This is a genomic window from Saccharopolyspora ipomoeae, assembly GCF_029952525.1.
Classification (GTDB): domain Bacteria; phylum Actinomycetota; class Actinomycetes; order Mycobacteriales; family Pseudonocardiaceae; genus Saccharopolyspora; species Saccharopolyspora ipomoeae.
This window is the reverse complement of sequence record NZ_JASAOF010000002.1, coordinates 517,977-541,409: the sequence shown is the minus strand read 5'-3', so window position 1 is coordinate 541,409 and position 23,433 is coordinate 517,977. Positions and strand designations below refer to the sequence as shown.

The 23,433-nt window shown below is 70.7% G+C and carries 22 protein-coding genes; 10 read left to right on the top strand and 12 right to left on the bottom strand.

Going from position 1 to position 23,433, the window contains the following annotated elements; genetic code table 11:
- The first annotated feature begins 47 nt into the window (after window positions 1-47).
- Window positions 48-716: a DNA alkylation repair protein gene (locus QFW96_RS06040; protein WP_281454525.1), complete on the top strand. Its 669-nt coding sequence runs from the start codon at window positions 48-50 to the stop codon at window positions 714-716.
- A 142-nt stretch (window positions 717-858) separates the two neighbouring features.
- On the opposite strand, the gene QFW96_RS06035 is transcribed toward QFW96_RS06040, so the two are convergent.
- From QFW96_RS06035 to QFW96_RS06025, 3 genes are all read right to left on the bottom strand, one after another.
- Window positions 859-1,656 (bottom strand): SAM-dependent methyltransferase, encoded by a 798-nt coding sequence (locus QFW96_RS06035; protein WP_281454524.1) that lies wholly within the window; start codon window positions 1,654-1,656, stop codon window positions 859-861.
- Window positions 1,657-1,728: 72 nt separating this feature from the next.
- Window positions 1,729-2,370 (bottom strand): 4'-phosphopantetheinyl transferase family protein, encoded by a 642-nt coding sequence (locus tag QFW96_RS06030; protein ID WP_281454523.1) that lies wholly within the window; start codon window positions 2,368-2,370, stop codon window positions 1,729-1,731.
- Entirely contained in the window at window positions 2,370-3,206 is an 837-nt protein-coding gene (locus tag QFW96_RS06025; RefSeq protein WP_281454522.1) for a metallophosphoesterase family protein, read from the bottom strand. Before QFW96_RS06025 ends, QFW96_RS06030 begins: the two co-directional genes overlap by 1 nt.
- Window positions 3,207-3,523: 317 nt before the next feature.
- Here QFW96_RS06025 and QFW96_RS06020 point away from each other — a divergent pair, with 317 nt between their 5' ends.
- Window positions 3,524-4,648 (top strand): MFS transporter, encoded by a 1,125-nt coding sequence (locus QFW96_RS06020; RefSeq protein WP_281454521.1) that lies wholly within the window; start codon window positions 3,524-3,526, stop codon window positions 4,646-4,648.
- A gap of 134 nt (window positions 4,649-4,782) precedes the next feature.
- Window positions 4,783-5,571, top strand: a complete 789-nt coding sequence (locus QFW96_RS06015; RefSeq protein ID WP_281454520.1) for an endonuclease I family protein — start codon at window positions 4,783-4,785, stop codon at window positions 5,569-5,571.
- Window positions 5,572-5,790: 219 nt separating this feature from the next.
- Here QFW96_RS06015 and QFW96_RS06010 read toward each other — a convergent pair whose 3' ends face one another.
- The 5 genes from QFW96_RS06010 to QFW96_RS05990 all read right to left on the bottom strand — a co-directional run bounded on the left by QFW96_RS06010 (window position 5,791) and on the right by QFW96_RS05990 (window position 10,243).
- Window positions 5,791-6,207, bottom strand: a complete 417-nt coding sequence (locus tag QFW96_RS06010; protein WP_281454519.1) for a nuclear transport factor 2 family protein — start codon at window positions 6,205-6,207, stop codon at window positions 5,791-5,793.
- A 4-nt stretch (window positions 6,208-6,211) separates the two neighbouring features.
- The gene (locus tag QFW96_RS06005; protein WP_281454518.1) at window positions 6,212-6,748 is read right to left on the bottom strand and encodes a PadR family transcriptional regulator; all 537 of its coding nucleotides are present in this window, start codon (window positions 6,746-6,748) and stop codon (window positions 6,212-6,214) included.
- A 32-nt stretch (window positions 6,749-6,780) separates the two neighbouring features.
- The gene (locus tag QFW96_RS06000) at window positions 6,781-7,755 is read right to left on the bottom strand and encodes an NAD(P)H-dependent flavin oxidoreductase (RefSeq protein WP_281454517.1); all 975 of its coding nucleotides are present in this window, start codon (window positions 7,753-7,755) and stop codon (window positions 6,781-6,783) included.
- A gap of 130 nt (window positions 7,756-7,885) precedes the next feature.
- The gene (locus tag QFW96_RS05995; RefSeq protein WP_281454516.1) at window positions 7,886-8,662 is read right to left on the bottom strand and encodes an SDR family NAD(P)-dependent oxidoreductase; all 777 of its coding nucleotides are present in this window, start codon (window positions 8,660-8,662) and stop codon (window positions 7,886-7,888) included.
- Window positions 8,663-8,686: 24 nt separating this feature from the next.
- Entirely contained in the window at window positions 8,687-10,243 is a 1,557-nt protein-coding gene (locus QFW96_RS05990) for a long-chain-fatty-acid--CoA ligase (protein ID WP_281454515.1), read from the bottom strand.
- A 300-nt stretch (window positions 10,244-10,543) separates the two neighbouring features.
- On the opposite strand from QFW96_RS05990, the gene QFW96_RS05985 reads away from it, so the two are divergent.
- Window positions 10,544-11,746, top strand: coding sequence for an MFS transporter (locus QFW96_RS05985; RefSeq protein ID WP_281454514.1), 1,203 nt, complete (start codon window positions 10,544-10,546; stop codon window positions 11,744-11,746).
- A gap of 131 nt (window positions 11,747-11,877) precedes the next feature.
- Window positions 11,878-12,501 carry an HNH endonuclease family protein gene (locus QFW96_RS05980; protein ID WP_281454513.1) on the top strand — a complete coding sequence of 208 codons (624 nt, stop codon included), beginning with the start codon at window positions 11,878-11,880 and terminating at the stop codon, window positions 12,499-12,501.
- Between the two features lie 65 nt (window positions 12,502-12,566).
- Here the strand turns inward: QFW96_RS05980 and QFW96_RS05975 are convergent, their stop codons facing one another.
- A complete protein-coding gene (locus QFW96_RS05975; RefSeq protein ID WP_281454512.1) occupies window positions 12,567-13,547 on the bottom strand; it encodes a TAXI family TRAP transporter solute-binding subunit in 981 nt (326 codons plus the stop codon).
- Window positions 13,537-15,609, bottom strand: coding sequence for a TRAP transporter permease (locus QFW96_RS05970; RefSeq protein ID WP_281454511.1), 2,073 nt, complete (start codon window positions 15,607-15,609; stop codon window positions 13,537-13,539). Before QFW96_RS05970 ends, QFW96_RS05975 begins: the two co-directional genes overlap by 11 nt.
- A 155-nt stretch (window positions 15,610-15,764) precedes the next feature.
- Between QFW96_RS05970 and QFW96_RS05965 the strand changes: the two genes are divergently transcribed.
- The gene (locus tag QFW96_RS05965) at window positions 15,765-16,385 is read left to right on the top strand and encodes an L-threonylcarbamoyladenylate synthase (protein WP_281454510.1); all 621 of its coding nucleotides are present in this window, start codon (window positions 15,765-15,767) and stop codon (window positions 16,383-16,385) included.
- Here the strand turns inward: QFW96_RS05965 and QFW96_RS05960 are convergent, their stop codons facing one another.
- Window positions 16,386-17,504: an LLM class flavin-dependent oxidoreductase gene (locus QFW96_RS05960; RefSeq protein ID WP_281454509.1), complete on the bottom strand. Its 1,119-nt coding sequence runs from the start codon at window positions 17,502-17,504 to the stop codon at window positions 16,386-16,388.
- A 351-nt stretch (window positions 17,505-17,855) separates the two neighbouring features.
- On the opposite strand from QFW96_RS05960, the gene QFW96_RS05955 reads away from it, so the two are divergent.
- Window positions 17,856-18,059, top strand: a complete 204-nt coding sequence (locus QFW96_RS05955) for a cold-shock protein (protein WP_093418446.1) — start codon at window positions 17,856-17,858, stop codon at window positions 18,057-18,059.
- Window positions 18,060-18,209: 150 nt separating this feature from the next.
- On the opposite strand, the gene QFW96_RS05950 is transcribed toward QFW96_RS05955, so the two are convergent.
- Window positions 18,210-18,764, bottom strand: coding sequence for a heme-binding beta-barrel domain-containing protein (locus QFW96_RS05950; protein ID WP_281454508.1), 555 nt, complete (start codon window positions 18,762-18,764; stop codon window positions 18,210-18,212).
- A gap of 132 nt (window positions 18,765-18,896) precedes the next feature.
- Here QFW96_RS05950 and QFW96_RS05945 point away from each other — a divergent pair, with 132 nt between their 5' ends.
- The 3 genes from QFW96_RS05945 (at window position 18,897) to QFW96_RS05935 (ending at window position 23,302) form a co-directional block, all read left to right on the top strand.
- Complete coding sequence (locus QFW96_RS05945) at window positions 18,897-19,418, top strand: hypothetical protein (protein ID WP_281454507.1); 522 nt, start codon at window positions 18,897-18,899, stop codon at window positions 19,416-19,418.
- 443 nt (window positions 19,419-19,861) lie between these two features.
- Entirely contained in the window at window positions 19,862-19,987 is a 126-nt protein-coding gene (locus QFW96_RS05940; protein ID WP_281248777.1) for a hypothetical protein, read from the top strand.
- A gap of 159 nt (window positions 19,988-20,146) precedes the next feature.
- On the top strand, window positions 20,147-23,302 hold the full coding sequence (locus tag QFW96_RS05935; protein WP_281454506.1) for an arabinosyltransferase domain-containing protein: 3,156 nt from the start codon (window positions 20,147-20,149) through the stop codon (window positions 23,300-23,302).
- Window positions 23,303-23,433: the final 131 nt, after the last annotated feature.

Here is a 23,433-nt window from a genome sequence, read left to right as displayed (position 1 = left end):
ATCGCCACTAGGGTGAGGAACGGACGGCATCGGAGGTGGAGGCGCGCATGGCCGGGACGACGCTCGACGAGCTGATGGCGGAGCTGGCGGGGCTCGACGACCCGAAGCGGCGCGAGGTCAACGCCCGGCACGGGGACGACCACGGCGTGAACCTCTCCGAGCTGCGCGCGATCGCCAAGCGCCTCAAGACCCAGCACGACCTGGCCCTCCGGTTGTGGGCCACCGGCGACACCGCGGCCAAGCTCCTGGCCCTGCTGATCTGCCGTCCGAAGTCCTTCGAGCGCGACGAGCTGGACGCGATGCTGCGCCAGGCCGGCAGCGTCAAGGCGCAGGATTGGCTCATCAGCTACGCGGTGAAGAAGAACCCGCACGTCGAGGACCTGCGCTTGACCTGGCTCGACGACCCCGATCCGGTGGTCGCCGCCGCGGGTTGGGCGCTCACCGCCGAGCGAGTGGTGAAGAGGCCCGACGGCCTGGACCTGTCCGGTCTGCTCGACACGATCGAAGCCGAGATGAAGGACGCCCCGGAACGCCTCCAGTGGCAGATGAACACCTGCCTCGCCCAGATCGGCATCGCTCACCCCGACCACCGCGCCCGCGCCCTCGACATCGGCGAACGCCTCCGAGTCCTGGAGGACTACCCGACGTCGAAGGGCTGCACCTCCCCGTACGCGCCGACCTGGATCACCGAGATCGTCCGCCGCGACGAACCATAACTGTCGAGTGTTGACAACCGCTTGGCCCCCGATCACCACCGGCTCTGATCTTGACCTCCAGCGCGCTGGAGGTTCGACACTCGACGAGCCCGGCGTCGTCCGGCCGTCCCGCTCCGACCGGTCGACGGCGCCGGGCGACCCCTCAGCGGCACCTCCCCACCGCGGCGTAGCAGGCGGACCGCTCCGGGTGCTCGCCCGGCGGAACCTCGGGCCGCCACTCCACGGTGAACACCACCCCCGGCTCGACCAGGTCGAAGTCGCCCAGCAGCGCCTCGACCTCGCTTCGGCCGCGCAGCGTCATGGGGTTGCGGCTGTCGTCGAAGAACGGGGCCGCAGCGCGCATCTCGGGCAGATCGCTGGTCAGGTGCGAGGCGATGAAGTACGAACCCGGCGCCATGCGGGCCCGGTAGTCGCGCAGCAGGTGCTGCGGGTCCGACGCGTCGTTGACGTAGTGGAGCATGCCGACCATCAGCACCGCGATGGGCTGGTCGAAGTCGAGCAGCCGCAAGGCATCCGGGTGTTCCAGGATCCGGTGCGGCGCCCGGATGTCCTCGTGCAGGAACGCGGTGTTCGGATCGTCGGCGAGCATGCTGCGCGCGTGGGTGACGGCGACCGGGTCGTGGTCGACGTAGACGACGCGGGATTCGGGAGCGATGTCCTGGGCGACCTCGTGCACGTTGCCGACGGTGGGGATGCCCGAGCCGAGGTCCAGGAACTGCCGCACCCCTCGGTCCAGGCAGAACCGCAGCGCCCGGTGCAGGAACGCGCGGTTGGCCCGCGCGGCGTCGTTGAGGTGCGGGAACACCTCCAGCGCGGCGTCCTGCGCCCGCCGGTCGGTTTCGAAGTTGTGCGCGCCGCCGAGGGCGTAGTCGTAGATCCGCGCCACGCTCGGCTGGTTCCAGTCGATCTGCGAAGGAACCCAGTCCGGAACTCCCGCCACCGCTTCTCTCCTCGCCACGACTGCCGTTCGAGCAGCGGAGTATGGCACGCCGGCTGGTGCCGGGACCACGGTTCAGCGGTCGACGATCGCGGTGACGATCAGCCCGTCCTCGGCCAGCCAGCGGCCGTCGAACGAGGCCAGCGGCCTGCCCCGGGCGTCGTGGCCCTGCTTGAGGAGGCGGGCGTGGAAGGTGCCGTCCGGGGAGAGGGTGAGCTCGGCTTCCTCGAAGTCGAGCCACTCGCGGGTCAGCGGGAACCACGACTTGTAGACGGATTCCTTGGCGCTGAACAGGATCCGATCCCAGTGCGTCCCGCCCGGCAGACCCGAGAGCATGGTTCGCTCGGCCGGCAGCGACACCGCGTCGAGGACTCCGTCCGGCAGCGGCTCGTGCGGTTCGGCGTCGATGCCGATCGTGCGCACGTCCTTGTCCCAGGCGACCACGGCGGCCCGGTAGCCCGCGCAGTGCGTCATGCTGCCCACCACCCCCGGCGGCCAGCCCGGAGCACCGCGCTCACCCGGCAGGAGCGGGCCGACGGGTGCGCCGATCTCGGCCAGGGCGGTGCGGGCGCAGTGGCGGACCGTGGTGAACTCGCGACGCCGCTTGTCGACCGCGCGGGCGACCACCGCGGTCTCCTCGGCGAACAGCCGCGCCTCCGGCGGGTCGGCGAACAGCTCGTGCCGCGCGAGGTCGTCGGGCAGGACGTGTTCGAGCATCACGACTCCTCCGGGAACACGCGGCGCAAGAGTTCGTCGGGCAGGCCCCGCCGCTTCCACTCGCGCGGGTAGCCGATCGAGACCTCCTGGAAGCGGACGCCGTCGTGGAAGGTCGTGCGCGGGATGTGCAGGTGGCCGTAGATGACGGCGGCGGCGCGGTGGCGCAGGTGCCAGTCGGCGGTCCCGGTGGTGCCGCACCACTGCGCGAACTGCGGGTACCACAGCACGTCGGTGGGCCGGCGGACCAGCGGGTAGTGGTTGACCAGCACCGTCGGCAGGTCCGGGTCGCAGTCGGCGAGCCGCTTCTCGCTGTGGTCCAGGCGCGCCCGGCACCACGCGTCCCGGCTGGGGTAGGGGTCCGGGTGCAGCAGGAACTCGTCGGTGCACACCACCCCGGAGTCGTGCGCCACCGCCAGGGCCTCCTCCTTGGTGGAGGTGCCCGCGGGGCGGAAGGTGTAGTCGTAGCCCACGAACAGCGGCGCGATCGTGACCGGCCCGCCCCGGCCGGTCCACACCGGGAAGTCGTCCTCGGGCGTGACGACGCCGAGCTCGCGGCAGCGCCGCACCAGTTCGAGGTAGCGCGCCTCGCCGCGCAGCTGCAGCGGATCCTGCTTCGGCGTCCACAGCTCGTGGTTGCCGGGAACCCACACGACCTTCTCGAAGCGCCCGGCCAGCATCTCCAGGGTCCGGGTGATGTCGTCGGACATCTCCCCGACGTCCCCGGCGACCAGCAACCAGTCGTGATCCGAACCGGGCCGGAGCTCGCGCGCAATGTCCTTGTTCTCGCCCGCAGCGACGTGCAGATCGCTGACGGCCAGCAGTTCACCAGAACCCATGATCTCCCAACCCTACCCACCCAGAACCAGCACACCACCAGCGTTGATGTGCTACGGGTGCCCCGGCTCCGGTGTTGTGGGCCGTTGCCAGCGGACAGTTTTTCCTCGAATCACCCATGATCAATGTCCGTTATGCCCGGTCAATTCGAGGAAAAACCGTCCCCTGGTGCGGAGCGCTCGGCTGCGGCCGGTGGTGCGGTGGTGATCGACGCCCCACTGTGGACCGCGGGGCGGGGTTGCGGTGATAACGTTCGCGCGGCTAACGAGTGGTCCGTCGGGGCGGGTGCGGAGGTTCGGACGGGAGTGGAGGTGAGGTGGTGAGTTCTCGGGTCGCGCTGTACGTCGGGGGGCTTCTGGGTCCCTTCGGGGGCGGGATCGTGGCCGCGATGCTGCCCGAGCTCGGGGCCGACTACGACGTCTCACCGGGCCTCGCCGCGAGCACGACCACCACCTACCTGCTGCCGTTCGCGCTGGTCATGCTCGTCTCCGGCAGCCTCGGCGAGCGGTGGGGCAGCAGCCGCACGATCCGGGCCGCCTACATCGGCTACGCCGTGGTGGCGGTGCTGGGAGCCGTGGCGCCCTGGTTCTGGCTGTTCCAGCTCACCCGCGTGCTGCAGGGCGTGGCCAACGCCTTCACCACGCCGCTGCTGCTGGCCAAGATCGCCGCGGGCACGCCGCAGCACCGGCTGGGCCGGGCGATGGGTGCCTACGGGGCGATGCAGGCCATCGGCCAGACCACCGCGCCGCTGATCGGCGGCCTCGCGGCCGAGAGCTCCTGGCAGCTCTCCTTCGTCGGCGTCGCGGTCGTCGCGGCGCTGCTGGCGGTCAGCCCGCTGCCGCCCGATTCCGGGCCCGCGGGTGAGCGCGAGCCGGGATTGCTGCGCGATGCCTGGACGCCGATCGTGCTGCTCAGCGGTGGGGTCGCGGGCGTCGCCTGGATGGCCTCGGCGGGCCTGCCGTTCCTGGTGTCCTTCCGCCTCGACGACGCCTTCGCGCTCAGCCCCGGCGCCCGGGGGCTCGCGCTGACCGCCTACGGCATCGCCGGGGTGCTCGCCGCCCGGCTCACCGGCGGCGCCGTCGACCGCTTCGGCGTGCGGGCCACGCTGATCACCGGCGTGCTCAGCGCCGCGATCGCCGTGACCGCCATCGGACTGGTCGAGTGGCTGCCGGTGGTCGTGCTCGCCTGGGCGCTGGCGGGGGTGTGCGGCCAGCTGATCCTGGTGGCCGTGAACGCCACCGTGCTCGGCGGTGTCGGAGGTGGTGGGGCGATCTCGGTGGTCACCGCGTGGCGGTTCCTCGGGATGTCGGCCTCGCCGGCGGTGTTCACCGCGCTCTACCGGCAGGACGCGGGGCTGGGGTTCGGCCTGGCGGGCCTGCTGCTGGCACTTTTGATTCCCGTTGTTTCCATTTGGTGGCCCCGGACCCGACGATCCGCGAGCTGAATCGTCGCAGCTCGTCGTGGATTTCCGACGTCGAGACGATCATTTCCCGCCATCTCTTCACCAGATTTGCGTCACCCAATGGTGATCCCTTCTGTGGCACGCTTCCCCCGTCTCGACCACGGGGAGAGGGAGCCATGAAGATCACCCGCTGGAAACCCGTCACGCTGTTATGCGGCGCGGTCCTGGTGGCCGCGCCGACCGCCGCCGTCGCGGTCGCCTCGCCGGCGCAGCCCAGTGCCGAGGACTACTACCAGGACGCGATCGGCAAGACCGGCCCCGAGCTGGAGGCCGCGCTGCACGGCATCATCAGCAACGGCGTCACCACGCTCGACTACGACGGCGTCTGGGACGCCCTCAAGGTCACCGACCAGGACCCGGCCAACCCGGCCAACGTCATCCTGCTCTACACCGGCCGCTCGCAGGCCGCGGACACCAACGGCGGCGACGCCGACCAGTGGAACCGCGAGCACGTCTGGGCCAAGTCCCACGGCGACTTCGACACCGTTCCCGGCCCGGGCACCGACGTGCACCACCTGCGCCCCACCGACGTGTCGGTCAACGCCGACCGCGGCAACAAGGACTTCGACATGGGCGGCACCGAGTCCGAGGAGGCGCCGGGCAACTTCACCGACGACGACTCGTGGGAGCCCCGCGACGCCGTCAAGGGCGACGTCGCCCGCATGATCTTCTACATGTCGGTGCGCTACGAGGGCACCGACGGGTTCGCCGACCTGGAGGTCAACGACCAGGTCGGCAACGGCAGCAACCCCAACATCGGCAAGCTCTCGGTCCTCAAGCAGTGGAACGAGCAGGACCCGCCGGACGACTTCGAGAAGCACCGCAACGAGGTCATCTTCACCGACATCCAGCACAACCGGAACCCGTTCGTCGACCACCCGGAGTGGGTCGAGGAGATCTGGTGAGGTTTTCGGACTCCGCTGGCTGGTTTGCTTAGCGGTGCAGGTAGGGGAACCTCAGACGTCCTCTGGCTCCGGGATCCGAGACTGATGTATGCCAATACACGGCGTGTCGGCTGTCCTCACCAGAGAACGTCTGAGAACCCCCGGCGGTGCCGGTTGCTCAGGTGGTGCAAGGAGAAAGCGACTCCGTCGCTTGGCTGCGCTGCTCGGGCCGGTTGACGTTCAGCCCGGGACGACGCCGTCTGCGACGAGTCCCGCGTAGATCGCTTCGCTGACGACCTGCAGCGAGGACATGGGCCGGATCATCACCGTGAAGGTGCTGATCCGGTCTTCTGCGTCGAGGTGGACGAGGTCGATGCCCTCGACCTGCTTTCCGTTGACCACCGTGCGGAAGTGCAGCACGTGCGCCTCGGTCTCGTCCCCGGCGGGTGTCCGGCCGCGACCGGGGAACTCGCCGACGTAGCGGAAGTCCTCGAAAGTCCGCTGCAGCACCCGGAACAGCGCGCGCACGGTGTCGATGCCCTCGAACGGCGTGAACTTCACCGGGCTGAAGAACCGGATGTCGTCGGTGAACTCGTTCACGGCGGCGTCGAAGTCGCCCGCCTCGATGGCGGCGCGGAAGCGGTCTGCGGCGTTCATGTCCTCATCCCCGTTGGTCGTCGTCGAGCGCTCGGATCGCGTCCTCGCACCACTCCAGCAAGGCCTGCTCGGTGCGGATCCCACCGCGCAGCACCAGGTGCTGGTGCAGCGCCTGCCCGGTGAGCTTCGCGGGATCGCCGAAGTCGCGGCGCTCGATCTCGCGGTACAGCGACAGCCGCTGGACGTGCAGGTCGCGCTGCCGGGCGAACTCGTCGCGCACCTTGGCGACGTCGCCGAACGACGCACCGCGCAGCTTGACCGTCAGGTCGTTGCGGGTGGCGGCCGGTTCGGCGATCCAGCGCCGCAGCTCCTCGGCCCCGGCGTCGCTGACCCGGTAGACCTTCTTGTCCGGCCGCTTGAGCTGGGCGACCTGGTCGCAGTCGACCCAGCCGAGCTCGACCATGCGCTTGAGGCTGCGGTAGATCTGCTGGTGGCTGGCCGCCCAGAAGTACCCGATCGACTTGTCGAACCGGCGCGCGAGCTCGTAGCCCGAACCCGCGCGTTCCCGCAGCGACACCAGGATCGCGTACTCCAGAGACACCGGCGGTCTTCCTCCCAGTAGGGGGCGTCCTCTCAGCCCGCGATGAGCTTCCCGAGCCGGTTCCGGACGAGTTCGCCGGATTCGGCGACGATCCGGTCGACCAGCTCGGCCACGGTCGGCACGTCGTTGATCAACCCCTGGACCATACCGACGCTCCACACGCCCAGCTCGGTGTCGCCTTGCTCGTAGACCTGACGACCGCGCGCCCCGGCCACCAGCTCGCGGATGTCCTCGAACTGCGCGCCGTCGTCGAGCTTGGCGACGACCTCGCGGCTCACGGAGTTGCTGGCCACCCGCGCGGTGTTGCGCAGCGGCCGGAAGATCAGCTCGGTGTCGCGCTCACCGGCCTCGGTGATGCGCTTCTTGACCTCGTCGTGGATCGGGGACTCCTGGGTGCACATGAACCGGGTGCCCATGTTCACGCCGTCCGCGCCGAGGCTCAGCGCGGCGACCAGGCCGCGCGCGTCGGCGAAACCGCCGGAGGCGATGATCGGGATGTCGAGCTCGTCGGCGGCCCGGGGGATGAGCACCAGGCCCGGGATGTCGTCCTCGCCGGGGTGCCCGGCGCACTCGAAGCCGTCGATGCTGACCCCGTCCACGCCGAGCTGCTGGGCCTTGAGCGCGTGCCGGACGCTGGTGCACTTGTGCAGGACCTTGATCCCGGCGGGCTTGAACGCGGCGACCTGATCGGCGGGGTTGGACCCGGCGGTCTCCACGACGGTGATGCCGGACTCGATGATCGCCTGCCGGTACTCGGCGTAGGGCGGGGGAGTGATCGAGGGCAGGATCGTCAGGTTCACGCCGAAGGGCTTGTCGGTGAGCTCGCGGCAGCGCGCGATCTCCTCGACCAGGTCCTCGGGCGTGGGCTGGGTCAGGGCGGTGATCATGCCCAGCGCGCCGGCGTTGGCCACCGCGGCCACCAGCTCGGCGCGGCCGACCCACTGCATGCCGCCTTGCACGATGGGGTGCTCGACGCCGAACTCCTCGGTGAACCTGGTTCGCAGCACGCTGCTCACTGCCCTTCTCAACTCGAACCGCTCCAACCGGACCGGACGCTACTATGCACCGAGTTGCAATGCAACGAGTTGCATAGGGTGCGACGAGAACGCCCCCGGCCGCGAGACCGGGGGCGCGGGATCAGAAGTTCACGTAACCGCCGTCGACGGTCAGCGCGTCCGCCGTGTGGAACGCGCTCGCCGGGCTGGCCAGGTAGACCGCCAGCGCGCCGAAATCGTCCGGCCTGCCCCACCGGCCGACCGGCATCCGCGGCAGCACCTTGCGCTGGAACCCCTCCGACTCCAGCATCGGATCCGCCAGCGGGGTGCTCACCCAGCCCGGCAGGACCGCGTTGGCGCGGATCCCGTGCCGGGCGAGCTCGATCGCGATCGACTTGATCATCGACACCAGCGCGCCCTTGCTCGCCGCGTAGGCCTGCCCGCGCGGCTGGCCCTGCCGGGCCGCCAGGCTGGAGGTGCCCACCAGGCTGCCGCCCTCGCCCTGGGCCACCATCTGCTTCGCCGCCGCCCGCAGCGTCAGGAACGCCCCGTCCAGGTCCACCCGCGTGACCCGGCGGAACTCGCTCAGATCGGTCTCCAGGAAACGACTCCCGCCCCCGCCGATCCCGGCGTTGGCGAAGCAGGAGTCCAGCCGCCCGAACTCCTCGACCGTGCGGGCCATCGCGGCCTCGACCTGCTCCTCGTCGCCGACGTCGCAGCGCACGGCGAGCACCTTCCCGCCGTGCTTGTCCAGCTCGCGCGCCGCCTTCTCGTTGCGCTCGGCGTTGGTGCCCCACACGCACACCCCGGCACCGGCCGCCGCCATCGCGTCGGCCATCGCCAGACCGATGCCCGAGTTGCCGCCGGTGACCAGGGCGACGTGCCCGGTCAGGTCGAAAGGATTGGCCTCGTTGCTCACGTGAGTGCTGCCTCCCGGTCGTGACTACTTGCGGTACTCGGCGCGCAGGGTCGTCTTGAGGACCTTGCCGCTGGGGTTGCGGGGGAGCTGCTCGACCAGCCGCACCTGCCGGGGCCGCTTGTAGCCGGCCAGCCGCGCGCGGCACCAGGTCTCGATGTCGTCCTCGGTCGGCGGATCGGCCGGGTCGCGCGGGGCGATCACCGCCAGCGGCGTCTCGCCCCAGCGCTGGTCCGGCACCCCGATCAGCGCCACCTCGCCGACCTTCGGGTGCCCCGACAGGGCTTCCTCGACCTCGGCGCAGTAGATGTTCTCGCCGCCGGAGATGATCATGTCCTTCTTGCGGTCGACCACGTAGATGTAGCCGTCGTCGTCCTGGCGCACCAGGTCACCGGAGTGGAACCAGCCGCCGCGGAAGGCCTCCGCGGTCTCCTCCGGCTTGTTCCAGTACTCCCGCATCACCGTCGGCCCCCGGTAGACGATCTCGCCCACCTCGCCGCGCGGCACGTCGTTCATCTCGTCGTCGACGATGCGCACCTCGACGTTGATCATCGGTGTGCCCACCGAACCGATCTTGCGCAGCGCGTCCTCGGCCCGCAGCGCCGTGGTCACCGGCGAGCACTCGGTCTGGCCGAACACCGTGCTCAGCTCCGCCTGCGGGAACGTCTCCATGATCTGGCGCAGCAGCGTCGTCGACGCCGGCGCCGCGCCCCAGCTAATCCGCCGCAGCGCCGAGAGGTCGCGCTCGCCGATGTCCGGCAGCGAGCAGATCGCCTGCCACTGAGCCGGGACGAAGAAGCAGCCCGAGATCCGCTCCCGCTCCAGCATCTCGACCGTCTCGCGCGGGTCGAACCGGCCCGACGACGACAGCACGATCCGCCCGCCGCGCAGCAGCGGCCCCAACATGCCCGACACCCCGGCGATGTGGAACAGCGGCACGCCCACCAGGTACACGCGGTCGTCCTCCGAGACCCCGTTGTGCACCAGCAGGCTGAAGGTGTGCATCAGCAGGTTGTGGTGCGTCAGCACCGCGCCCTTGGGGCGGCCGGTCGTGCCCGAGGTGTACATGATGAACGCGGGCGACTCCTGGTCCACGTCCAGCTCGTCGTGCTCGGCCGAGGCCGTCGCCAGCGCCTCCTCGAACTCCACCGACCCCGGACCCGCGTCGCCACCGCCGATGACCAGCGCGGACTTCGCGTCCGGGGCCTGCTCGCGGGCCTTGGCCACGGTGTCGGCCAGCGCCGTGTCGGTGATCACCGCGGCCGCCCCGCTGTCGTTGAGGTGGTAGGCGATCTCGTCGGCGACCAGCCGGAAGTTGATCGGCACGCAGATCGCGCCGATCCGCGAACCGGCCACGTAGGACTCGATGGTCTCCAGGTGGTTGAGCGTGGCCACCGCGTAGCGGTCGCCCGGGCGCACGCCCCGGTCGCGCAGGGCGTTGGCCAGGCGAGTCACGCGCTCGTCGAACTCGGCGTAGCTGCGGGAGACCTCGCCGTGCCGCAGCGCGATCTCGTCGGGAATCTTGCGGGCATGGCGCGCGATCTGATCGCTGATCGTCATGCCCTTGCCGGGCAGTGCGGACATCGTCACCTCGCCGTTGAGGGTGGATGGGCCGGTGAGGGGGTTGGGCCGATGAGCGTTGATGGGCCGTGGTCGGGCTCACTCATCCTGCGGTCCGGGACGGGGGCGGTCAAGGCGAAGTTTGTTCGGTTCGTCGTCGGCGAGGTAACCAACTTCACCTCGTGCGCAGGGGTTTCGGCGCTCCCGCCGGTTCCGGGCCCGATCTCCGCCGTGCGAGGCTGATCGGCGGAAGTGGTCCGAGCCAATGCCGCGCCGAGCCGAGGTCGCGGCGGGCCGAGGTCGCGCCGGGGGAGTCAGCGGAGAGTGACCGTCACCGACAAGCCGTTCGAGCTGAAAACCGTTGCCCTGGCCGCTTTCGGGCCCACCCTGCTGTTCGCCACCGGCGAGGGCGCGATCCTGCCGATGATCCCGCTGATCGCCGCCGACCAGGGCGCCGGGCTCGGCGCGCTCGGGCTCATCGCCGCCATGATCATGGTGGGCGAGCTCGTCGGCGACCTGCCGAGCGGAGCGCTGGTGCAGCGGCTCGGCGAGCGCACCGCGATGATCGTCGCCTCGCTGGTGTCGGTCGCGGGACTGCTCGGCTGCTACCTCTCCACCAACCCCTGGGTGCTGGGCGCCTGCGTGTTCGTCGTCGGCCTGTCCACCGCCGTGTTCGCGCTGGCCCGGCACGCGTTCATCACCACCAGCGTGCCGCTGCGCTACCGCGCCCGGGCGCTGAGCGTGCTCGGCGGGCTCTTCCGCGCCGGCTACTTCATCGGCCCGTTCGTCAGCTCGCTGGTGCTGGTGCTCAGCCCCGAGAAGCGCTCGGTGTTCCTGGTGCACGTCGGCTTCGCGCTGGCCGCGCTCGTGCTGCTGCTGTGCACCGGCGACCTCGGAGGCGCCGACGAGGGCGAGCGGCGCGAGAGCCGCGACGGACTGCTGCCCACCATGAGCCGCCATCGCGGCGTGCTGCTGCGGATGGGTTCCTGCGCCGCGCTGCTCGGCGGCCTGCGCGCCTCGCGCAACGTCGTGCTCCCGCTGGTCGCGGTCGCCGCAGGGCTCCCGGCCTCGACCACGGCGCTGATCATCGGCATCGCCGGGGGCATCGACTTCGCGCTGTCCTACACCTCCGGGCAGATCATGGACCGCTGGGGACGGCTGTGGGCGGCGGTGCCGTCGATGACCGGGCTGGCCATCGGCCACGCGCTGCTGTTCGCCGTCACCGACGTGCCCACCTTCGCCGCCGTCGCGATCCTGCTCGGGCTGGCCAACGGCACCAGCAGCGGCATCCTGATGACCCTCGGCGCCGACCTCGCCCCGCAGTCCGGGCCCGCGCCGTTCCTCGGCGCCTGGCGCTTCACCGGCGACTTCGGCCAGGCCGCCGGACCGCTGATCATCTCCGGGCTCACCGCCCTGGCCGGGGTCGGACTCGCCGGGGCCGGGATGGGCGTCCTCGGCCTCCTCGGCGCCGGTCTGCTGCTGCGGTACACGCCGCGCTACGTGCCGCGCCGACCCGCGATGCGCTGAACGGGTGATCGTTAGCTGGGACACATGGCCCGCGTGGTGGAGTGATCGCTGGGCACACCGGATGATCGAATTGGTCGAACACCTCGCCGAGAAGGGGGAGTCGGGTGTCGGCTAAGAAGAAGCCCGTGTGGATGACGGTCGTCGCTGCGATCGCGCTGGGAGCGATGTGGCTGGTCTTCGAATCGGGACTGCTCGATTCGAAGGTCAGCGCGTCCTCCGGCCCGGCCGGTGACCAGCTCGCGCAGCTGAAGGTCGCCCCGGCGGGCTCGATGACCGGGTACTCGCGGGAGAAGTTCAAGCACTGGATCCCGCAGCCGGACGCCGGGAAGAACTGCAACACGCGCGAGGCCGTGCTGGCCCGCGACGGGCAGGGCGTCAAGTCCAACAACGCCTGCGAGGTCACCTCCGGCTCGTGGACCAGCCTCTACACCGGGGAGAAGGTCAGCGACGCCAAGGGCGTCGACATCGACCACATGGTTCCGCTGGCCAACGCCTGGCGCAGCGGCGCGAACAAGTGGGACGACGCCAAGCGCCAGCAGTTCGCCAACGACATGAGCCTGCCGCAGCTGGTCGCCGTGGACTCCAGCTCCAACCGCAGCAAGGGCGACCAGGACCCGTCGACCTGGAAGCCCACCGCGCAGGGACAGTGGTGCGTCTACGCCACCGACTGGATCGAGGTCAAGAACAGCTACGCCCTCACCGTCACCGACGCGGAGAAGAAGGCCCTCGCCGAGATGCTCGCCACCTGCAAGTGACCGGTGGGGGTCACGCGAGGTGGTGGGGTGGGGAAGTTTTCATGAAAACTTCCCCACCCACATGATCACCCGCCCAGGGCCTGCTTCGCGCCCGGGTGCATGGGCACCGGGTCGGTCTTGGTCGCGTCGTCCCGGTTGATGAGCTTCGCCGAGGGGTGGACGGCCTCCAGGTCGGCCTTCTTGTCGAACACCAGCCTGGTCACCGCGCAGGCGTTGTTGGCCGGGAAGTCGTCCCGCACCACCAGCAGGTTCGGCACCTGCACCGTCGGGACGTCGGCGGCCTGGCCGTAGGTCGCCGCCGGGATCGTGCCCTGCTCGTAGACGTCGCTGATCTTGTTCAGCTCCGGCAGCTGCGGGGTGACGTCGACGAACTTCACCGCCCCGCCCAGCGTCGTGGTCAGATCCGTGATCTCCGGGGTCGGGAGCCCGCCGGACCAGAACAGCCCGTCGAGGGTGCCCGACTTCATCCCGTCCACCGACTTGCTCAGCGACAGCCGCTGCGCCTGCACGTCGGCCGCCGGATCCAGGCCCGCCGTCTGCAGCAGCCGGTTCGCGATGACCTCGGTGCCCGACTTCGGCGAGCCCGTCGAGATCCGCTTGCCGCGCATGTCCGCCACGCTGTTGATCCCGGAATCGGCCTTGACCACCACGTGCGTGGAGTTCGGGTAGATCCGGCTCAACGCCTGGATCGACTGCGGCTTGCCGTCGAAGGCGTCCTTGCCCGCGACCGCGTCGGCCGCGGTGTCGGCCAGCGTGAACGCGATGTCGTAGTCGCCGGCCACCAGCTGCTGGATGTTCTGCACCGACGCACCCGTCTCGGCCGCCGTCGCCCGCAGCTTGCTGTTCTGGCTGATCACCTGCGCCAGACCGCCGCCCAGCACGTAGTAGACCCCGCCGGTGTTGCCGGTGGCGATCGTCAGCCGCCCGTCACCGGCCTCGCACGACGTCGCCTGCCCGGCGGCGGGTTCCTGCACCTGCTTGCCGCCGCAGCCGGTGAGCACCAGCGTCGCGGCGGCCGCGGTCGCCAGCAGTGTCCTAATCCGCATCGAGTTCCTCCTTGAACTGCGACTCCGTGAACCGGGCCTTGCGCCGGAACGCCAGCTGAGCCACCAAGCCCAGCGCGCAGAAACCGAGACCCACCGCCACCACCGGGGGTTCGAGGTAGAGCAGGCACAGAGCGCCCGGTGCGAACAGCAGCCGCACCGGGACCGGCACCGGGCCGAACAGCCAGCCGCCGGTGACCACGCTCAGCGCGCCCACCGCCACGACCGAGGCCGCCAGCACCCACAGCACCGTCACGGCGTCGGTCTGCAGCAGCAGCGCCGCGCCGTTGTCGGTGAGCACGAACGCGATCGGCACCAGGAACGCGGGCAGCGTGTACTTCCAGGCCTGCATCATCGTGGGGATCACCCGGCCGCCGGTGATCGCCGCGGCGGCCACCGCCGCCAGCGCCGTCGGCGGCGTCACCTCGGACAGGACCGCGTAGTAGAAGATGAACATCGCCCGCTCGGCGTCGGCCACGCCGAGCTCGCCCAGCGCCGGGCCGATCACCACCCAGGCGATGATGAACGAGGCCGTCACCGGCACCGCCAGGCCCAGCACGCCCACGGCCAGAGCCGAGAACACCACCGTGAGCACCAGGATCACCGTCGGGTTCTGCGAGATCGCGTTGGCCGCCTGCACCAGCGCGTCGGCCAGCTCCTGACCGAGGCCCGTCTTGGTGATCGTCGAGGTGATGATGCCCGCGGCCGCGCACACCGCCACCACCGGCAGCGCCCCGCGCACCCCGATCGACAGCGCGTCGACCATTCCGCGCGCCCAGTCCAGCACCGCCCGCCCGGGGCCGTCGGTGGCCCGCACCAGGTTCGACACCAGCGCGAACAGCGCCGCCACCCCGGTGGCGTAGACGACCGCGGCGAACGGCGGGATGTTCAGCGCCAGGAACACCACGATGATCGCCAGCGACAGGAAGTGATAACCCCCGCGCAGCAGCAGCTTCCACGCGCTGCCGCGCTCGATGTCGACGGCCTCGGCGCCGAAGCGCCGCGCGTCGGCCTCCACCGAGAACACGATGCCCAGGTAGTACAGCAGCGTCGGCACGCACGCCCAGATCAGCACCGTCAGGTACGAGGTCTGCAGGTACTCGGCGATGATGAACGCCGCCGCGCCCAGCGTCGGCGGCGACAGGATCGCCCCGATGCCCGAGGCCGCCAGCAGACCGCCGGCGTTCTCCTGCGGGTAGCCCGCGCGGCGCAGGATCGGCCAGGTGATCGAGCCCAGGCTCACCGCCGTCGCCGTCCCCGACCCGGACACGGTGCCCAGCAGGAAGCCCGACAGCACCGCGGTGCGGCCGGGAGCGGTGCGGGAGCGCTTGAACGCGGCGAAGGAGAAGTCCACGAAGAACTGCCCGGCGCCCGAAGCCGACAGCACCGCGCCGTAGAGCGTGAACAGCACGATGTAGCTCGCCGCGACGTCCAGGGGAGTGCCGTAGAAACCGCTGGCGTCGTTGTACAGCGCGTTGATGATCTGGCCGAAGTCCACCCCGGCGTGCGCGATTCCCCAGTTCTGTGGCAGGAAACCGCCGTAGTAGGCGAAGGCCACGAACGCCGCGCAGATCACCGGCAGGATCCAGCCCGTGGTGCGCCGCGTCGCCTCCAGCACCAGCAGCAACAGCAGCGAGCCCGCCACCACGTCCAAGGTGGACAGGCCGCCCTGCCGGTCGAGGAACGCGTCGAAACCGCCGGAGAGCGGCAGCACCGGGTAGAACCCCACCAGCAGCGTCAGCGCCGACAGCACCCAGTCGTACCAGGCGGGATCGTCGCGCTCACCGGCTCCGCGCCTGCCACCGGGCCGGTAGGACAGGAACACCAGCGGCAGCGTGCATCCCAGGAAGATGACCAGGTAGAACTGGTTGCCCTTGGTCAGCGGGAAGAACACCTGCCGCAGCACCAGCAGCGCCACCGCCAGGGCCACCAGGTACACCAGCAGCTCCGGCCTCCGGGAGAGCCGCCGCGCCGGTTTCTCCTCGTCGTGGGTCGCGGCGATCTCGCCGGCGTCGTCGGTCTCGTCGGGAAGTCGTTCGTGCTCAGGCCGCGTCGCCCGGCTCATCCTTCGCCCTTTCGGCCCGTGGTTCCGAGGCGGGTTGCGACCGAGGTCACCTCCCGGAGGGCACAGGATGCTCGGGCGAACGGGGGAAGTCCAGAGCCCGACTCGCCCGGTTTCACGCGCTACGAAGACGTGACAGGACTTCTATGCTGGGCCGCATGGCGAAGTACTTCGACGTGCATCCGGACAACCCGCAGCCGCGCTCGATCGGGCAGGTGGTGGACATCCTCCGGGAGGACGGACTGATCGCCTACCCCACGGACTCCTGCTTCGCGCTGGGCGCTCAGCTGGGCAACAAGGACGGCATGGACCGGATCCGCGCGATCCGGCACCTCGACGACCGGCACCACTTCACGCTGGTGTGCCAGAACTTCGCGCAGCTCGGCCAGTTCGTCATCATCAACAACGCCGTGTTCCGCGCGATCAAGGCCTCCACGCCGGGCAGCTACACCTTCATCCTGCCCGCCACCAAGGAGGTTCCACGTCGGCTGCTGCACCCCAAGAAGAAGACGGTCGGCGTCCGCATCCCCGACCACGTGGCCGCGCAGGCGCTGCTGGCGGAGCTGGGGGAGCCGATGCTGTCGAGCACCCTGCTGCTGCCCGGCGAGGAGGAGCCGATGACGCAGGGCTGGCAGATCAAGGACGAATTGGACCACCAGCTCGACGCGGTCATCGACTCCGGCGACTGCGGCGTCGAACCCACCACGGTCATCGACTTCTCCACCGACGAGCCGGAGATCGTGCGCGTCGGCGCCGGCGACCCGTCCCGCTTCGAGTGATCAGGCGCTGAAGCGCTCGGCCGCCGGGAGCCGGATTCCCCTGGCCTCCAGGCGCGGCAGCACCTCGGCGACGAAGTCCTCCAGTTCGCCGAGGTAGTCCAGGAACGCCAGCGACATCCCCGACAGGCCCGCCTTCGCGTAGCGCTCGATCTCGTCGGCCACCTCCTGCGGGGTGCCGATGAGCGGGCAGGTCCCGTGCCCCGCGGCGAAGCGGGTGCGCAGGGTGTCCATGATGTCGTTGGCGAAGGACCGGGCGTACATGCCCTGCAACCGCATCAGCTCGTCGACGGCCTCCCGGTCGGCGTTCTCCTCGGCGTAGTGCCGCAGGAACTCCTCGGCCTCGGCCCGCGTCCGGCGGCACACCACGAACGCGGGTGCCATCACCCCGACGTCGCGGCCGCAGCGGGTGCGGGCGTCGGCGCGCAGCTCGGCGACGACCTGGGCGCCGTGGTCCGGGTCGCTCAGCGCGGTGAACACGAAGTCGGCGTTGCGCGCGGCGAACGCGCGGCCCTGCGGGCTGGACCCGGCGTTGAGCAGCGGCAGCGCCCCGTTGATCGGCTTGGGGGCGGCCTCGACGCCCCTGAGGTCGAAGAACCGGCCGGGCAGGTCGAACCGCCCCTCGCGGGTCCACAGCGCGTGCACGTGGTCCCACCACTCCTGGGCCAGCGCGTACCGGTCGTCGTGGGACTCGGGCAGCTCCAGGCCCATCGCCCGGTACTCGGGCTCGTTCCAGCCCGCGACGACGTTGAGCCCGGCCCTGCCCTGCCCGACGTGGTCCAGGGTGGCCAGCTGCTTGGCGCTGACGACCGGGTGGTTGAAGGCGGTGTGGACGGTGGCGAACACGGTGATCCGGCGGGTCGCGGCGAGCAGCCCGGCGGCCCAGGGGACCGGTTCGAGGACGCTCTCGTGGAACCCGGAGGTGCCGGGGTAGCCGATGAAGCGGGCGATGGGCAGCAGGAAGTCGAGCCCGGCCTCGTCGGCCAGCCGCGCGAGCGCGAGGTTGTCGGCCCAGCTCGCGCCCCACCGGTCGGCGACGGTGGTGATCGCGAGTCCGCCGGAGCAGTTGGGTGAGAACAGGCCGAGCTTGAAGTCCGGACTGGTGAGCAGCGTGCTGGACATCCGTCCCTCCTCATTCGGTTGTGAATCGATTTCATCTTGAAGCGGAGGGCGGAGACAAGATCGGGTTCATCACGGAACGAGGTCGGATCGGACGAACGGGAACGGCGGAAAAATGTGACGCCGGTCACGGCACGCTCGGGTGATAGTGGCAGACGTGTCCACGAGGGACCGTGTAGTGTTCGTGGCGGTCGTATTTTTCTGGGGTCGTGTTCGCGCACACTCGCAGGATGGTGATGCGGGCGTGCTGCTTTCTGGTTGTAGCTGGACAAGTCGCCGTTCGTTCAGCGGCCCAGGTCGTCACGCAGTGTGACGGTCTGATGTAGTACCGGCTCCCAGAAGGAGAGAGCAAGCATGGCACAGGGAACCGTGAAGTGGTTCAACTCGGAAAAGGGCTTCGGCTTCATCGCCCCGGACGACGGTGGCCCGGACGTGTTCGTCCACTACTCGGCCATTGACGCCCGCGGCTTCCGCAGCCTCGACGAGGACCAGAAGGTGACCTACGAGGTCAGCCAGGGCCCGAAGGGCCCGCAGGCGGCCGACGTCCGCGTCATCTGAGCACGGCGTCTCGCGTAATACCGGGACGGGCTTCCGCTTGAGGTAGGCCGTCCACTTCACAGAGCCGGTCACACGGCCCGCAGACAAGAGACCCCGCATTCATCACGAATGCGGGGTCTCTTGCGGTTCACCCGGCCCGATGCGGCGGGGCTAGTCGGTGATCGGGACGCGGCGCAGCCGCGCGGCCACGTGCGGGGTCATCGGCTCGCCCACCATCGCCCGGCTCTCGGCGCAGTCCAGGACGTCGCCGTCGAGGGAGTAGCGGCGCTGCGCGGCCCGGACCTGCTTGGCCGTGGCGGTGCCCAGCACCGTCTCGGTCTCCAGCCGCCAGGTGCCGGCCTCGGCCGAGCCGTAGAACACCTCCAGCAGGCCGGTGGCATGGGTGAGCAGCAGTTCGAGGCGCCCCTCGGCGCCGGGTCGCCAGAATCCCGTCTCCCAGGCCGCCGGGCGCAGCACCCGGCCCTCGCCGTCGAGCAGCCACGCCCGCGCCTGGTGGCGCAGGAACGGGCGGCCGTCGTGGGAGATCGTCAGCTGCTGCCCGAAGCGGAACGGGCCGTCGATGGTGGGGTAGTCGACCTCGCCCTCGCCGTGCCAGACGCCGACCAGCTCGCGCAGGGGCGCGCAGGCCTCGTGCAGCGGCGGTCCGTCGGTCAGGTCGGTGGTGTCGGCCGGGATGGGCTGGCGGAACTGCTCGGGAAGGTTCACCGGGCCGAGCCTAGGAGCGAGCGCGCGAGGCGGGGTCGGCGGCACGCGGGCGTACCGGCATCTGAGAAATCCACAGTGGACTCGAAGGGCGCGTCCTTGTCGCGGGCGGCACGGCTGTGCTTGTGTGCTGGTGTGTACCGGATCTACTGCTTCCAGAGGCTCGCCGTGACCGTCGAGGGCGTCGACTTCCTCGACCCCGCCCAGTCGGCGGAGGCGGACGTGCGCGAACGCGGAGTGCGCCTGGAGCTGCGCAGGCTGACCGAATCGGCCGAGGCCGGTTCCGTCTACGCCTCCCGGGCGGCCTGGCTCAGCCGCGGCGTCTGCCGCTTCGACCTGCTGGAATCGCGCCCGCACGCGGCCGACCGGATGCACTGGCACCCGGAGATGTCCGATGGTGAACCCGGCGACCGCGTCTTCGACCCCGACCTCTCGGCCGATCCGATCGGCTGGCTGGCCCGCGTCCTGGGCGATGTGACCCCGCTGCTGCGCCGAGCCGGTCTCGACCCCGACGAGCACGCGGCCGACGTCGCGGCGATCGCCGACTGCGCCGGGGAGATCACCGAGGCCGCGGGCAGGCTGCTCGCCGAAGCGCGCAAGCCGTGGCCCGAGGTCGACCGCGACCACCGCGGCCTCGCCGAGGTCAACCTCAGGTGACCGCTCCGCGGTCGCTTTGAACGCGCCTCCGCCGCGTTCATCGTCAACCCTCGGAAACCCGGCGGAACCGGCACGAATCGCGAGCGCGTTTCGCGATGCTGGCCCGAGCGGGTGACATCACCGAAGCGGTGGGACGAGGTCCGCATCGGGACGCGAACTTCGGGTGGGTGGCGGTCTGACCGCAACCCCGGATCTCGCGCGCGCGGCGGGCTCACGTGAACCCGCGCGCCCGTTCCCCAACGGGCTCCGGCTACTCCGTTCGCGGGTCCGCGAAATGACGCACCGTGACCGCGGACCTGCGAGGGGTGGCGTGGTCGGCCGATTTACGCCCGGTTATCGTTTGTGCAACGACGCTGCCACCCGGCGGGCTCACCATTTTTCCCATCGAGCAGTCATGAGCCGGGTCCAGAGGATCTGCGTCGCCGAGAAAGAGGAAACCTCCCATGGTGCGTGCTGTCGGAACGTTGGCCGTTGTCGGTGCCGGAGTCGTCGGTTTCTGGGTCGGGTATCTGTTCGACGCCCGTCGCAACCCGATGGCCGCGGACCTCGAACCCGCCCTCGCCGCCTGATCGTCCGCGCGAAACCCCTGCGCAGCCGCGCGAACGGCACCCCACCCGGCATCCCCGGCGGTGCCCGTTCGCGGCTTCTGCCGCTGCCAGCCGTCGCCGTCGCGTCACCACCGTTTAAGCTCTGCGAGGAGCAGACCTGCGAGGTGAGGTGGCGAGCGCGTGAGTCAGCGTTCGACGTGGTTCACGCGTCGTGACCCGGCGCGCGGACGTGCGCGCGTGGTGGCCGCGGTGCTCGGCCTCCTGTCGGCCGTGCTCGCGGTCCTGGTGCCGATGCTGCCGGTCGACCACGAGATCACCACGCTGAAGTGGCCGACGGCCGAAGGCACCCGCTCGGTGTCCGCTCCGCTGCTCAGCCACGAACCCCTCTGGCTCAACGCGACCGTTCCCTGCGCCTCGGCCCGCAGCCTCGACGACCGCGTCAACGGCGCCGCCTCGCTGCTGGCCACCAACGCGCCCTCGGGCAGCTACGGCGGCCTGACCGGGATGAACCTGCAGGTCGACAACGGTCAGGTGAGCCTGTTCTCGCGCGGCCACCAGCTCGGCGCCGCCCCGCTGCCCGTCGGCGACTGCGCCATCACGATCAGCTCCGACGCGGGCCAGACCCGCGCCGACGTCGCCGGGATCCCGCTGGGGTCGGTCGGCGGCGACCAGCGACCGCAGCTCACCGGCATCTACTCGCAGCTCGACGACCACCGCGACGACGTGCGCGGTCTGGACTTCCAGGCCGGCGTCGACACCCGGTTCGACACCACGCGCACCCCGCTGAAGACCGCGGCGATGGTCGTCGCCGTGCTGAGCTTCCTCGGTGCGCTGCTCGCGCTGCGCAAGCTGGAGCTTCGCGCGCCCGTGCGATGGCTCCCGGTGGGCTGGTTGCGGCTGAGCGCGCGCGACGTCGTGGTGTTCGGCGCGCTGGGCGTGTGGTGGCTGATCGGCGCGATGACCGCCGACGACGGCTACATCCTCACGATGCTGCGCGCCGCCCCCGACGCCGGCTACGTCACCAACTACTTCCGCTGGTTCGGCAACCCCGAATCGCCCTTCGGCTGGTTCTACGAGATCTACGCGCTGTGGGTGCAGATCTCGGCTGCGACCCCGTGGGTCCGGCTGCCCGCGCTGTTCCTCGGCGTCGTGAGCTGGCTGCTGCTGAGCAGGGGAGTGCTGCCGCGGCTCGGCCAGCAGGTCCGGCGCAGCGAATCGGCGGGCTGGGCCGCAGCCGCCGTGTTCCTGGCGTTCTGGCTGCCCTACAACAACGGTCTGCGGCCGGAACCGGTCGTCGTGGTGTTCTTCCTGCTGTCGCTATGCGCGGTGGAGCGGGCGGTGGCCACCGAGCGGCTGACCCCGGCGGCCCTGGGCCTGGTCGCCGCGGCCCTCGGCCTGGGCGCCAACCCGCACGGCATGGTGGCTGCGCTGCCGTTCCTGGTGGCCGCCAAGCCGCTGCTGCGGATGCTGTGGCGGCGGATGCGCGAGATCGGCCCGCTGCCGGTTCTGGCGCCGATCGCGGCGGCCGGTCTGGTGATCCTCGTCGGGGTCTTCTTCGACCAGACCCTGCAGTCGGTGCTCGACTCGGTCGACCTCAAGACCGAGTTCGGCCCCAACGACGCCTGGTACGAGGAGCTCGGCCGCTACGAGAAGCTCTTCGACAAGTGGCCCGACGGGTCGCTGACCAGGCGCTTCCCGGTGCTGCTGCTGGTGCTGTGCATCGCCGCCAGCGGAGTGGTGTTCCTGCGGCGCGGCAAGATCCGCGGCGCCGCGCTGGGCCCCAGCCGCCGGATGCTGGGCATCGCGGTGCTGTGCTTCGTCGTGCTGGCCGCCACCCCGACCAAGCACACCCACCACTTCGGCGTGTTCGCCGCGATCGGAGCCGTGCTGGCCGCGCTCACCGCCCTGGCCACCAGCGCCGCCGTGCTGCGCTCGCGCCGCAACCGCGCCGGGTTCTTCGCCGGGCTGATGGTGGTGTGCGCGCTGTCGGTGACCGGCACCAACTCGTGGTGGTACGTCTCGGGCTGGGGCGTGCCGTGGTTCGACAAGGCCCCGAGCCTCGACGGGCGCCACGCCAGCACCGCGTTCCTGGCGCTGGGCTTCCTCGCGCTGGTCGTGGGCTTCATCGAGCACGTGCGCCACGACGAACCACCCGTGATCACCCCGACGGCGCGCAAGCGGGTGCTGAGCCTGGGCGCGGCGCCGCTGACCATCACCTGCGCGCTGTGCCTGATCGTCGAGATCGGGCTGTTCGCCGTGGGCATGGACAAGCAGCGGGACAGCTACAGCCTGGGCCTGGACAACGCCAAGCAGATCGCCGGGCGCAGCTGCGGGCTGTCGGACTACATCAACGTCGAGGCCGATCCCCGCCGCGGCGTGCTCGCGCCCTCGGCGGAGCAGCCGCGCGTGCCCAGCGACACCGCGCAGCCGGCGGACTACCTGCGCGCCGAGCAGCAGGGCTTCCACCGCTTCGGCTATCCCGGCAGCACCCAGTACACCCCGCCGTGGGGCTACGGCGGTGACGACGCCTCGATCTGGGGAACCTTCGACACCGACGCCACCGGCACCGGCGAGATCCGCACCGCCTGGTTCGACGTGCCGCCGCAGGCCGCGGCCGGAACCTCGCCTGTCGTGCTGCAGTTCGCGGGCTCGTCGACCGGGACGAACGCGCTGCGCGTGGAGTGGGGTCGCGACGTTCCCGGCGGTTTCGAGATCACCGGGCACCGCGACCTGGGGCTCGACCACGGCGGGTGGCAGGACGTCCGGTTCGACGTGCCCGGCGCGAGCAAGGTGCGGGTCGTGGCCGCCGACCGCCGCGCGGACGCCACCGGGTGGCTGGCCTTCAGCGCTCCCCGGGTTCCCGAGATGACGTCGATGACGAAGCTGATCGGCGACCAGCCGACGTTCGTCGAGTGGCCCGCCGCGCTGGTGCACCCGTGCCTGCAGCCGGCCAAGATCCACGACGGGGTCTTCGAGATGCCCCGGTTCCGGGTCGCGGGCGGTGGCATCATGCGCGACATGGGCCAGAGCTGGTCGGCACCGGCCGGCGGGGGACCGTTCGGCTGGCTCAACGTCGGCGCCAGCGTCCGGCGGCTGCCCGCCTACCTGCAGGGAGCGCCGAACCGGGACTGGGGCGCGATCTACGTGATCGACCCCTACAACCCCGACACCGCCGGAGCCGAGGCCGCGCTGCAGGTGCGGCACGAGACCCACTGGGGCGACTGGAGCCCTGGGCCGCTGACCGAGGCCGTGACGCTGCCCGGCGGGGTGCCGACCTCCGACGGGCGCACCGACCTGCGGCCGGTGGAACCGGCCATCACCGGCGACGAGAGCTGACCTCCCGGAACGCGGGAAGCGGGCGTCGCGGTGTGAGAGTCGCCATTCGGACACCCCGGGTCCGCGTGTGATCGATTAGGGTGGCTAACGGGTGGGGCGCCCGGGCGATGCGGCCGCGATGTGCGCCGAAA